We start from the raw sequence: 12522 nt of genomic DNA on the forward strand, positions 1-12522 counted from the left end.
GCTGAACGAAAAAGGGGCGCATGGCGCCCCTTTGTCATGTCTGCCTGCAAGAGTAACTGCCTTTTGCTTGTGCGCACGCCCCTGTAGGAGATCCCCCAGCCCTACGGGCTGCGCTGTCGCGCAGGGAACATTGCCAGGAGCCGCACCGCGATCCCCTGTGGGAGCGGCGGTTCGCCGCTGCGACTTGCCCGCGAAGCAGCCACCGCGCTGGCTGGCACCGGCTGCGCCGGTGTTCGCGGGCAAGCCCGCTCCCACAAGGGATCGCGTAGGCTTTTTAGAATCTGAGCAAGACAGTTGCTCCTACAACAACACTGTTGCTCCAGCCCCGCGACGCACTTTCCAGCAGGCAAAAAAAAGCCCGCCAGTGTGAGAGCGGGCAAGGACCTACGAAGATTCATCTAGCGACCAACTAGCTTCCACGATAGGTCGAGTAACTGTACGGCGAGATCAGCAGCGGCACGTGGTAGTGCTCCTGCTGCTCGTCGATGCCAAAGCGCAGCACGACGACGTCGAGGAACGCGGTGCCCGGCAATTGCACGCCACGGGCGCGGTAATAGTCGCCGGCGCTGAACTGCAGCTGGTAAACGCCGGTACGGTAGTCATCACCCTGCAGCAGCGGCGCGTCGACGCGGCCATCGCTATTGGTCAGGGCAGTGTTCACCAGCTCCAGCTGCTGGCCTTCGACGCGATACAGCTCGACCTTGATCGAGCTGCCTGGGCAGCCGTGCGCGGCATCCAGTACGTGTGTGGTCAAACGTCCCATTTGCTTGTCGCCTCTTGTCATATGCGTGGGCAAAAAATACACGGCATTCAGCGGGCACAGAGGCCTGCGGCATGCGGGAATGACGCCATTAAGACAGTTTCTCAAAAAATTGTACACAATTTTTTGAACCTTCTTCCCTGCCCGTCCGCTCACCCCCGAAAACACGCCATCAATCGCAAAGGCAGGCCGCATGCCGGCGCCGTCAGCATTATCTGACCAGTCAGGCAGATTTCTTGCAAGGGACCACGACGCGACAAATGGGAAGAAATGCGGAAAAACAGGCTTACAAAAGATTTAAGAAGTTGTATACAATCAGCCCATCCGGTGGTGCGACATCCCGACGCGGCCCGCCCACCACCCGCACAAACGTACAAGAAGGAAGACTGCAGTGAGCGCTGACTACCCTCGCGACCTGATCGGTTACGGCAACAACCCACCTCATCCGCAATGGCCGGGGAATGCCCGCATTGCACTGTCCTTCGTGCTCAACTACGAAGAAGGTGGCGAGCGCAACATCCTGCACGGTGACAAGGAATCCGAGGCCTTCCTGTCTGAAATGGTTGCCGCCCAGCCCCTGCAGGGCCAGCGCAACATGAGCATGGAGTCGCTGTACGAGTACGGCAGCCGTGCCGGCGTGTGGCGCCTGCTCAAGTTGTTCAAGGACAGCGGCGTGCCGCTGACCATCTTCGCCGTGGCCATGGCCGCCCAGCGCCACCCCGACGTGATCCGCGCCATGGCCGAAGCCGGCCACGAGATCTGCAGCCACGGCTACCGCTGGATCGACTACCAGAACATGGATGAGGCGCAAGAGCGCGAGCACATGCTCGAGGCCATCCGCATCCTTACCGAACTGACCGGCGAACGTCCGGTGGGTTGGTACACCGGCCGCACCGGCCCGAACACTCGCCGCCTGGTGATGGAGGAAGGTGGCTTCCTCTACGACAGCGACACCTACGACGACGACCTGCCCTACTGGGAACCAAACAACCCGACCGACAAGCCGCACCTGGTGATCCCCTACACCCTGGACACCAACGACATGCGCTTCACCCAGGTGCAGGGTTTCAACTGCGGCGAGCAGTTCTTCCAGTACCTCAAGGACGCCTTCGACGTGCTGTACGCAGAAGGCGCCGAAGCCCCGAAAATGCTCTCGATCGGCCTGCACTGCCGCCTGGTCGGCCGCCCTGCCCGCCTGGCCGCGCTCAAGCGCTTCGTCGACTACGCCAAGAGCCACGACCAGGTCTGGTTCGCCCGTCGCGTGGACATCGCCCGCCACTGGCACGCCACCCACCCGTACAAGAAAGAGAACGCCTGATGACCGCCTTCAAGACCCTCAAGCCCTCCACCCTGGACCGCGCCGCCTTCGTCGAGGCCTTCGCCGACATCTACGAGCACTCGCCGTGGGTCGCCGAGAAAGCCTACGACCTGGGTCAGCTGACTGAGCTGGACGAGATCGAGGCGTTGCATCAGCGCATGAGCGACATCCTGCTCAGCGCCAACCATGCAGACCAGCTGGCACTGATTAACGCTCACCCGGACCTGGCCGGCAAAGCCGCCGTACAGGGCGAGCTGACCGAATCGAGCACCAACGAGCAGGCCGGCGCTGGCATCCACCAGTGCACCGCCGAGGAATTCGCCCGTTTCACCGAACTGAACGACGGCTACAAGGCCAAGTTCCAGTTCCCGTTCATCATGGCGGTCAAGGGCAGCAACCGGCACCAGATCCTCGCTTCTTTCGAAAAACGCATCCACAACGACCAGGATGCCGAGTTCAAGGAAGCCCTGGCGCAGATCAACCTGATCGCCCTGTTCCGCCTGCTGCAGCTTTGAGGACGGGCCCGCTGAACCGGCCTGCCTAAATCAAGAACAACGAACATAGAAGAGATAACCGCATGCGCACCCTGATGATCGAGCCCCTGACCAAAGAAGCCTTCGCCCCGTTCGGTGACGTGATCGAAACCGATGGCAGTGACCACTTCATGATCAACAACGGCTCGACCATGCGCTTCCACAAGCTCGCCACGGTCGAGACCGCCGAGCCTGAGGACAAGGCGATCATCAGCATCTTCCGCGCCGACGCGCTGGAGATGCCGCTGACCGTACGCATGCTGGAACGCCATCCGCTGGGCAGCCAGGCTTTCATCCCGCTGCTCGGCAACCCCTTTCTGATCGTGGTCGCGCCGGTTGGCGATGCACCTGTATCAGGCTTGGTCCGTGCCTTCCGTAGTAACGGCAGGCAGGGCATTAATTACCATCGCGGCGTGTGGCACCACCCGGTGCTGACGATCGAAAAGCGGGATGATTTCCTGGTGGTTGATCGCAGTGGTTCTGGCAACAACTGCGATGAGCATTACTTCCCCGAGGAACAGATGCTGATCCTCAATCCCCACCAATAAGAAAGGGTCGGTCATCGATGTGGTGACCGGCGAGAGGTAACTACTGTGGAAGCACACCTTCACGAATGGCTGAACCTGAGCATTCGCTGGGTTCACATGATCACCGGTGTCGCCTGGATCGGTGCATCGTTCTACTTCGTCTGGCTGGAGAACCACCTGAACCGAAGCAACCCGCGCGATGGGTTGTCGGGTGACCTCTGGGCCATCCACGGTGGCGGTATCTACCACCTGGAAAAATACAAGCTCGCCCCGCCGAAGATGCCCGAGAACCTGCACTGGTTCAAATGGGAAGCCTACTTCACCTGGATGTCCGGGATCGCCTTGCTGTGCGTGGTGTTCTACTGGAACCCGGCGCTGTACCTGCTGGCACCCGGCAGCACCCTGAGCGGTGCCGAAGGCGTGGCCATCGGTATCGGCTCGCTGATCGCCGGCTGGTTCGTCTACGACTTCCTGTGCGACTCGCCCCTGGGCAAGAAGCCAGCGCTGCTGGGTGGCGTGCTGTTCGTGCTGATCATCGCCGCATGCTGGGGCTTCAGCCTGGTGTTCAGCGGCCGCGGCGCCTACCTGCACACCGGCGCGATCATCGGCACCATCATGGTCGGTAACGTGTTCCGCATCATCATGCCGGCCCAGCGCCAGCTGGTGGCGGCCATCGAGAACAACCAGACCCCGGACCCGGTACTGCCGGCCAAGGGCCTGCTGCGCTCGCGCCACAACAACTACTTCACCCTGCCGGTGCTGTTCATCATGATCAGCAACCACTTCCCGAGCACCTACGGCAGCCAGTACAACTGGCTGATCCTGGCCGGGATCGCGGTGGCCGCGGTACTGATCCGTCACTACTTCAACACCCGCCACGACAGCAACAAGTACGCCTGGACCCTGCCCGTCGGCGCCCTGGCGATGATCTGCCTGGCCTACGTGACCGGCCCCAAGCCGCTGCCGACTGCGCCTGAGCAGGCTGCTGCCAAGGTCGAGTACCAGCCGCTGCCGGCCACCGCCGTAGGTGGCAAGACCGCCGCCGAACTGCGTGCCGAGGAAGCTGCCAAGCCTGCCGAAGCAGCTGCCGCGGCGCCTGCCCAGGCCACCGCCCAGGCCGCCACCGGTAGCTTCGACAAGATCCACAACGTCATCCAGGAACGCTGCACCGTGTGCCACTCGGCCAAGCCGACCAGCCCGCTGTTCAGCGCCGCCCCTGCCGGCGTGATGTTCGACACCCCGCAGCAGATCCAGGCCCAGGCCGCGCGCATCCAGGCGCAAGCTGTCGCCAGCCAGATCATGCCGCTGGGCAACATCACCCAGATGACCGTCGAAGAGCGCAAGCTGGTCGGCGACTGGATCGCCAAAGGCGCGCAAGTCAACTGAAAGCAGCTGCAAGCTACAAGCGGTAAGTAGCTAGATAACAAGCAAGCATCGAGCCTCAGGCTTCGAGCGGGAACCACAAGCTTCTACTTGAAGCTTGCCGCTTGGAGCTTTTGGCTTGGATCCGAGAATAAAAACAAAACTCGAGGTGCTGCATGTCCGAGTCACCCAAGGCGTACATCCCTGTTGCGCCACCACGACAGCCCCTGCCCTTGTTCCAGCTGATCTTGGTGGGTCTGCAACACGTTCTGCTGATGTACGGTGGCGCCATTGCCGTGCCGCTGATCATCGGCCAGGCCGCCGGCCTGTCACGCGAGGAAGTCGCCTTCCTGATCAACGCCGACCTGCTGGTCGCCGGCGTTGCCACCATCATCCAATCCTTCGGTATCGGCCCGGTCGGCATACGCATGCCGGTCATGATGGGCGCCAGCTTCGCCGCCGTCGGCAGCATGGTGGCCATGGCCGGCATGCCAGGGGTCGGTTTGCAGGGGATCTTCGGCGCGACCATCGCCGCCGGGTTCTTCGGCATGCTGATCGCGCCGTTCATGTCCAAGGTCGTGCGCTTCTTCCCACCCCTGGTGACCGGCACGGTCATCACCTCCATCGGCCTGTCGCTGTTCCCGGTCGCGGTCAACTGGGCGGGTGGCGGCCACGAGGCCGAAGCCTTCGGCGCGCCGATCTACCTGATGGTCGCCGGCCTGGTGCTGGCGGTGATCCTGCTGATCAACCGCTTCATGCGCGGCTTCTGGGTCAACGTTTCGGTACTGGTGGGCATGGGCCTGGGCTACATCCTTGCCGGCTCCATCGGCATGGTCGACCTGTCCGGCCTGAGCGAAGCACCCTGGCTGCAGGTGGTCACCCCCCTGCACTTCGGCATGCCGACCTTCAGCCTGGCACCGATCCTGTCGATGTGCCTGGTGGTGGTGATCATCTTCGTCGAGTCCACGGGCATGTTCCTCGCCCTGGGCAAGGTCACCGATCGTGAAGTCACCCCTGGGATGCTGCGTCGCGGCCTGCTGTGCGACGCTGGCGCGTCGTTCATCGCCGGCTTCTTCAACACCTTCACCCACTCCTCGTTCGCCCAGAACATCGGCCTGGTGCAGATGACCGGCGTGCGCTGCCGCTACGTCACGGTCATGGCCGGCGGGCTGCTGATCCTGCTCAGCCTGCTGCCCAAGGCGGCCTTCCTGATCGCCTCGATCCCGCCTGCGGTACTGGGTGGCGCGTCCATCGCCATGTTCGGCATGGTCACCGCCACCGGGATCAAGATCCTCCAGGAAGCGGATATCTCCGACCGTCGCAACCAGCTGCTGGTCGCGGTCAGTGTCGGCTTCGGCCTGATCCCCGTGGTCCGTCCGGAGTTCTTCGCGCAGATGCCGCAGTGGATGGAACCCATCACCCACAGTGGCATCGCCATGGCCACCCTCAGCGCCCTGGTGCTGAACCTGTTGTTCAACATCCTCGGTGGCGCCGACCGCGCCGCGCACAACGACGCCTGCCACCAGCATTGAGGACCAGGGGCGGCATGCATTGCCGCCCCGCTCTCGACCCGTAGTAGATGCAACACCGTCGGCCCGCCGGAATGGGCCGTCCGGGGCGCCTGCGCGCCGAATAAACCGCCAACAAAAACAATAAGTCCGGGAAACACAACATGAAACGCATCACCTCGTCCCTGCTGCTGGGCAGCAGCCTGCTGGCCACCACCCTTCCCTCGCATGCCGGGGAATGGCTGCAATGGCACGGCGAAAGCCTGACCTACCTGTATGGCAAGGACTTCAAGGTCAACCCCGACATCCAGCAGACCATCACCTTCGAGCACGCCAACAAATGGAAGTACGGCGACACCTTCATGTTCGTCGACAAGATCTTCTACAACGGCAAGCCCGACCCGAGCAAAGGCGTGACCACCTACTACGGCGAGTTCAGCCCGCGCCTGTCATTCGGCAAGATCTTCGATCGCAACTTGAGCTTCGGTCCGATCAAGGACGTGCTGCTGGCCATGACCTACGAGCGTGGTGAGGGCGACAACGAGGCCTACCTGATCGGCCCCGGCTTCGACCTGAACATTCCCGGCTTCAACTATTTCACCCTGAACTTCTACGTGCGCAACACCGAAGGCAGCCGCCCGGGCGACAACGTCTGGCAGATCACCCCTGGCTGGTCGTACACCATCCCCGTTGGCCGCTCGGACATTCTGATCGACGGCTACATGGACTGGGTCACCGACAACGACCAGACCCGTCGCGGCACCTACCACGCCAACCTGCACTTCAACCCGCAGGTCAAGTACGACCTGGGCAAGGCCCTGAACCTGGGCGCCAAGCAGCTCTACGTGGGCTTCGAGTACAGCTACTGGAAGGACAAGTACGGTATCGACAGCCAGGGCAACCTGCAAAGCAATCAAAGCGTCGCCAGTGCTCTCATCAAGGTTCATTTCTGATAACCTGACCGAACGCACAAGTTTGTAACACCGTGTTCCAGGATGGAGCACTTGAGGACCGGCGCGCAAGCCAGTAATCTGCGCGCCCCCTCGATCGGGGCAGGAAGGATCCTGCCCACGTTTGCTGACCGCTCAGTCAATGAATTCGGGCGGTTGGCCAACGTGTTGCCAGCCAGAAAGACCCATGTTCATCCGTTCAGCAAGTCGTCGAGCAGGATGGTTGTGGCCAACCCGGAAAGTTGGCGCAGCTCTTGCCAAACAGCTGTGGCCAATCGAAAAAAGCTGACTCAAAAGACAAAAAACAGCGCCCGAGCGCTGACAACAGATCCAATAAAGGGAGCGACACACGCAATGCGTATCATGAATAGCCTGATCCTCGCCGGTGGCCTGCTGGCCTGCGGCGCCAGCCAAGCCGGTGACCTGCTGCAATGGCAGAACAACAGCCTCACCTACCTGTGGGGCAAGAACTTCAAGGTCAACCCCGAGATCCAGCAGACGGTGACCTTCGAGCACGCCGACGGCTGGAAGTACGGCGACAACTTCTTCTTCGTCGACAAGATTTTCTACCAGGGCAAGAAGGACGCCAGCAACGGCCCGAACACCTACTACGGCGAGTTCAGCCCACGCCTGTCGTTCGGCAAGATCTTCGACCAGAAGATCGAGTTCGGCCCGGTGAAGGACGTGCTGCTGGCCATGACCTACGAGTTCGGCGAGGGTGACACCGAGTCCTACCTGATCGGTCCCGGCTTCGACCTGGCCATCCCCGGCTTCGACTACTTCCAGCTGAACTTCTACCAGCGCACCACCGATGGCAGCCGCCCGGGCGACAACGTCTGGCAGATCACCCCGGTGTGGTCGTACACCCTGCCGGTGGGTTCGTCCGACATCCTGATCGACGGCTTCATGGATTGGGTGGTGGACAACGACGAGAACCGTCGCGGCACCTACCAGGCCAACCTGCACTTCAACCCGCAGATCAAGTACGACCTGGGTAAAGCGCTGCACCTGGGTGAGAAGCAGTTGTACGTGGGTATCGAGTACGACTACTGGAAGAACAAGTACGGCATCAAAGACAGCGATGCCTTCACCACCGATCAGAACACCATGAGCTTCCTGGTCAAGGTTCACTTCTGATTTGATCGACGGCCTGGGCTGCTGCGCAGCCCATTCGCGGGTAAACCCGCTCCCACAGGTACCGCGCAGGCTTCATCCCTGATGCGGCGCCTGTGGGAGCGGGTTTACCCGCGAACCGGGGCAAAGCCCCGGCCATGCACCTCAATTAGCCGGCCGTAGCGCCCGCCACAGCTTACCCACCACACCGACCACCGCCAGCACCACGGCCCCGGCCACCACGCCGGCCACGCCATTGAGCAGCGCCCCGGTCAATGCCCCGCCACGCCCTTCGCTGAATGCTTCGATCGCGTGATGCAGCGGCGCGATGCCGTGCACCAGGATGCCGCCACCCACCAGGAACATCGCTGCGGTGCCGATCACCGACAAGCTCTTCATCAGGTACGGCGCCGCACGCAGGATGCCATTGCCGACGGCACGGGCCAGGCCCGAGGCCTTCTTGCTCATCCACAGCCCCAGGTCATCGAGTTTGACGATGCCACCCACCAGGCCGTAAACGCCGACGGTCATGACAATGGCGATCCCCGACAGCACGATGATCTGCTGGGTCAGCGGCGCATCGGCGACGGTGCCCAGGGTGATGGCGATGATTTCGGCGGAGAGGATGAAGTCGGTGCGCACCGCGCCCTTGATCTTCTCCTTCTCGAACGCGACCAGGTCCACATTCGGATCGGCCACGGCCTCTTTGCGCGCCTCATGCTGCGCCTCGGCATCGGCCTTGCTGTGCAGGAACTTGTGCGCCAGCTTCTCGAAGCCTTCGAAGCACAGGTAGGCACCACCGACCATCAGCAGCGGCGTCACCGCCCAGGGGATGAAGGCACTGATCAGCAGCGCCGCCGGCACCAGGATCGCCTTGTTGACCATCGAGCCCTTGGCCACCGCCCACACCACCGGGATCTCCCGCTCGGCGCGCACGCCGCTGACCTGCTGGGCATTGAGCGCCAGGTCGTCGCCCAGCACACCGGCGGTCTTCTTCGCCGCGACCTTGGTCATCAACGAGACGTCGTCGAGCACCGTGGCGATGTCGTCGATCAGTACCAGTAGACTGCTTCCTGCCATGTTTGCCTGTTCCAGTGGTTTTCAAAGATGCGAATTCTAGCCCAATGACGCTGCCTTGAGCGCTTGTCGGGCCGGGTGCTACCATGCCGAACCCTTCCTGCAAGGGGCCCTATACGAGGAAGATCCCCGCCAATGAGCACCATTCGCGAGCGCAACAAGGAACTGATCCTGCGCGCGGCCAGTGAAGAATTCGCCGACAAGGGCTTCGCCGCCACCAAGACCAGCGATATCGCGGCCAAGGCCGGCCTGCCCAAGCCGAACGTGTACTACTACTTCAAGTCGAAAGAGAACCTCTACCGCGAGGTGCTCGAGAGCATCATCGCGCCGATCATGCAGGCGTCGACGCCGTTCAATGCCGACGGTGACCCCAAGGAAGTGCTCAGCGCCTACATCCGCTCGAAGATTCGCATCTCCCGCGACCTGCCCCACGCCTCGAAAGTGTTCGCCAGCGAGATCATGCACGGCGCCCCGCACTTGTCGCCGCGCCAGGTCGAGCAGTTGAACGAGCAGGCCCGGCACAACATCGAGTGCATCCAGAGCTGGCTTGAGCGCGGGCAGATCGCCAACGTCGACCCGCACCACCTGATGTTCAGCATCTGGGCAGCGACACAAACCTATGCGGATTTCGACTGGCAGATTTCCGTGGTGACCGGGAAGGCCAAGCTGGCAGAGAGCGATTACGACGCGGCGGCGGAGACCATCATTCGCCTGGTGTTGAAGGGTTGCGAACCCGAAGCGGCCTGACAGGGCCAATGGGGCTGCTTTGCAGCCCGTTCGCGGCCCTTTCGCGGCACAAGGCCGCTCCTACAGGGAAATGCGTAACCCCTGTAGGAGCGGCCTTGTGCCGCGAAAGGGCCGCAAAGCGGCCCCAGTATTTTGAGCCTTAGGCCGCAACCCCCGCATCCGCCGTCAGCCCCACCTCCTCGATCGCACTGATCGCGCACTGCTCGTCGATATCCGACGTATCCCCGCTGATCCCTACCGAACCCAGTACCGTGCCGTCCTGATCACGAATCAGCACGCCACCCGGTACCGGCACCACCGGCCGCTCGCCCAGCCCATTGAGCGCGGCGTAGAACGCCGGCCGCTGCTGCGAATCCAGCGCCAGCAGGCGCGAACCCTTGCCCAGCGCCACCGCGCCCCAGGCCTTGCCGATGGCCACCTCCGGGCGCAACAGGCTAGCGCCATCCTCCCGCTGCAGCGCCAGCAGGTGCCCGCCGGCATCCAGCACCGCCACGGTCAGTGGCGCTGCGTTGATCTTGCGGCCTGCGGCAAGCGCAGCGTTCACCACGCCTACGGCGACTTTCAGGGTCAATGCGGTCATGAAAAGGTCCTCTTCTTGTTGTGAGAAGCCCTGAGGGCAGTTGAAAACCGATGGAAGAATAGAACACAACAGCGATATGTTTTGTATACAATATTTTTGACCAATCGTACCGAGTGCGACGAAATGCCGCTTTTCCAGGGCCTGAGCGACCAGCGCAATTCCCCGACGAAAATGGATTGACCTTTGGGTCGAAGCGTGAATACACTCTGCCGCAAAGCAAGTTGTATACAATTACAAAATCGATGAGGCACAAACCATGAGCAAAATGAGAGCAATCGATGCAGCCGTTCTGGTCATGCGCCGTGAAGGTGTAGATACCGCGTTCGGTATTCCCGGCGCCGCGATCAACCCGCTGTACTCGGCCCTGAAGAAAGTCGGTGGCATCGATCACGTCCTCGCTCGCCACGTCGAAGGTGCCTCGCACATGGCCGAGGGCTACACCCGCGCCAACCCAGGCAACATCGGCGTGTGCATCGGCACTTCCGGCCCTGCCGGCACCGACATGGTCACCGGCCTGTACAGTGCGTCGGCCGACTCCATCCCGATCCTCTGCATCACAGGCCAAGCCCCACGTGCTCGCCTGCACAAGGAAGACTTCCAGGCCGTCGACATCACCAGCATCGTCAAGCCGGTGACCAAGTGGGCGACCACCGTACTGGAGCCGGGCCAGGTGCCCTATGCCTTCCAGAAAGCCTTCTACGAAATGCGTACCGGCCGCCCAGGCCCCGTGCTGATCGACCTGCCGTTCGACGTGCAGATGGCCGAAATCGAATTCGACATCGACGCCTACGAGCCACTGGCGATCAACAAGCCAGCCGCTACCCGCGTCCAGGCCGAAAAAGCCCTGGCCCTGCTCAATGACGCCGAGCGCCCACTGCTGGTGGCCGGTGGCGGCATCATCAACGCCGACGCCAGCGACAAGCTGGTCGAGTTCGCCGAACTGACCGGCGTACCGGTAGTGCCAACCCTGATGGGCTGGGGCACCATCCCTGACGACCACGCGCTGATGGTCGGCATGGTCGGCCTGCAGACCTCGCACCGCTACGGCAACGCGACCATGCTCAAGTCCGACCTGGTGTTCGGTATCGGCAACCGTTGGGCCAACCGCCACACCGGCTCGGTCGACGTCTACACCGAAGGCCGCAAGTTCGTGCACGTGGACATCGAACCGACCCAGATCGGCCGCGTATTCACCCCGGACCTGGGTATCGTTTCCGATGCCGGCAAGGCGCTGGACGTGTTCCTCGAAGTGGCCCGCGAGTGGAAAGCCGCCGGCAAGCTGAAGTGCCGCAAGGCCTGGCTGGAAGACTGCCAGCAGCGCAAATCGAGCCTGCAGCGCAAGACCAACTTCGACAACGTTCCGGTCAAGCCACAGCGCGTGTACCAGGAAATGAACGAAGTGTTCGGCAAGGACACCACCTACGTCAGCACCATCGGCCTGTCGCAGATCGCCGGCGCGCAGTTCCTGCACGTGTACAAGCCACGCCACTGGATCAACTGCGGCCAGGCCGGCCCGCTGGGCTGGACCATCCCTGCCGCACTCGGTGTGGTCAAGGCCGATCCATCGCGCAAGGTTGTCGCGCTGTCCGGTGACTACGACTTCCAGTTCATGATCGAAGAGCTGGCGGTGGGCGCGCAGTTCAACCTGCCGTATGTCCACGTGCTGGTGAACAACGCCTACCTCGGCCTGATCCGCCAGGCGCAGCGTGGCTTCGACATGGATTACTGTGTACAACTGGCGTTCGAGAACATCAACTCCACCGACGCCGCCACCTACGGTGTCGACCACGTCGCCGTGGTCGAAGGCCTGGGCTGCAAGGCATTGCGCGTGTTCGAACCGGCCGAGATCGCCCCTGCCCTGCTCAAGGCGCAGAAGATGGCCGAAGAGTTCCGCGTACCGGTCGTGGTCGAAGTGATCCTCGAGCGTGTCACCAACATTTCCATGGGCACCGAGATCAACGCGGTCAACGAATTCGAAGACCTCGCCCTGGTCGGTAACGACGCGCCAACCGCCATCTCGATGCTCGACTGATCGCCTGACGCCCCC

12 protein-coding genes are annotated in these 12522 nt (G+C 62.3%); 9 read left to right on the forward strand and 3 right to left on the reverse strand.

Annotation, left to right across the window (positions count from 1 at the left end):
- Positions 1-409: 409 nt before the first annotated feature.
- The gene (uraH, locus tag IX761_RS00630) at positions 410-763 is read right to left on the reverse strand and encodes a hydroxyisourate hydrolase (RefSeq protein WP_194787635.1); all 354 of its coding nucleotides are present in this window, start codon (positions 761-763) and stop codon (positions 410-412) included.
- A 388-nt stretch (positions 764-1151) separates the two neighbouring features.
- On the opposite strand from uraH, the gene puuE reads away from it, so the two are divergent.
- From puuE to IX761_RS00665, 7 genes are all read left to right on the forward strand, one after another.
- Positions 1152-2078 carry an allantoinase PuuE gene (puuE, locus tag IX761_RS00635; RefSeq protein WP_194787636.1) on the forward strand — a complete coding sequence of 309 codons (927 nt, stop codon included), beginning with the start codon at positions 1152-1154 and terminating at the stop codon, positions 2076-2078.
- Positions 2078-2593 carry a 2-oxo-4-hydroxy-4-carboxy-5-ureidoimidazoline decarboxylase gene (gene uraD, locus IX761_RS00640; RefSeq protein WP_194787637.1) on the forward strand — a complete coding sequence of 172 codons (516 nt, stop codon included), beginning with the start codon at positions 2078-2080 and terminating at the stop codon, positions 2591-2593. The genes puuE and uraD overlap by 1 nt, the downstream gene beginning before the upstream one ends.
- Positions 2594-2655: 62 nt before the next feature.
- Positions 2656-3159, forward strand: coding sequence for an ureidoglycolate lyase (locus IX761_RS00645; RefSeq protein WP_046856488.1), 504 nt, complete (start codon positions 2656-2658; stop codon positions 3157-3159).
- A 45-nt stretch (positions 3160-3204) separates the two neighbouring features.
- Positions 3205-4524, forward strand: a complete 1320-nt coding sequence (locus tag IX761_RS00650; RefSeq protein ID WP_194787638.1) for a urate hydroxylase PuuD — start codon at positions 3205-3207, stop codon at positions 4522-4524.
- A 152-nt stretch (positions 4525-4676) separates the two neighbouring features.
- A complete protein-coding gene (locus tag IX761_RS00655) occupies positions 4677-6032 on the forward strand; it encodes a nucleobase:cation symporter-2 family protein (protein WP_194787639.1) in 1356 nt (451 codons plus the stop codon).
- 140 nt (positions 6033-6172) lie between these two features.
- Positions 6173-6961: an outer membrane protein OmpK gene (locus tag IX761_RS00660; RefSeq protein ID WP_194787640.1), complete on the forward strand. Its 789-nt coding sequence runs from the start codon at positions 6173-6175 to the stop codon at positions 6959-6961.
- 351 nt (positions 6962-7312) lie between these two features.
- Positions 7313-8095, forward strand: a complete 783-nt coding sequence (locus IX761_RS00665; RefSeq protein ID WP_194787641.1) for an outer membrane protein OmpK — start codon at positions 7313-7315, stop codon at positions 8093-8095.
- A gap of 141 nt (positions 8096-8236) precedes the next feature.
- On the opposite strand, the gene IX761_RS00670 is transcribed toward IX761_RS00665, so the two are convergent.
- Complete coding sequence (locus IX761_RS00670; RefSeq protein ID WP_194787642.1) at positions 8237-9151, reverse strand: DUF808 domain-containing protein; 915 nt, start codon at positions 9149-9151, stop codon at positions 8237-8239.
- 132 nt (positions 9152-9283) lie between these two features.
- On the opposite strand from IX761_RS00670, the gene IX761_RS00675 reads away from it, so the two are divergent.
- The gene (locus IX761_RS00675) at positions 9284-9895 is read left to right on the forward strand and encodes a TetR/AcrR family transcriptional regulator (protein WP_194787643.1); all 612 of its coding nucleotides are present in this window, start codon (positions 9284-9286) and stop codon (positions 9893-9895) included.
- A gap of 139 nt (positions 9896-10034) precedes the next feature.
- On the opposite strand, the gene IX761_RS00680 is transcribed toward IX761_RS00675, so the two are convergent.
- On the reverse strand, positions 10035-10475 hold the full coding sequence (locus tag IX761_RS00680) for a GlcG/HbpS family heme-binding protein (protein WP_194787644.1): 441 nt from the start codon (positions 10473-10475) through the stop codon (positions 10035-10037).
- 256 nt (positions 10476-10731) lie between these two features.
- Here IX761_RS00680 and gcl point away from each other — a divergent pair, with 256 nt between their 5' ends.
- Entirely contained in the window at positions 10732-12507 is a 1776-nt protein-coding gene (gene gcl / locus IX761_RS00685; protein ID WP_194787645.1) for a glyoxylate carboligase, read from the forward strand.
- Positions 12508-12522 lie beyond the last annotated feature (15 nt).

The sequence above is a fragment of the Pseudomonas sp. UFMG81 genome (assembly GCF_015354575.1).
Classification (GTDB): domain Bacteria; phylum Pseudomonadota; class Gammaproteobacteria; order Pseudomonadales; family Pseudomonadaceae; genus Aquipseudomonas.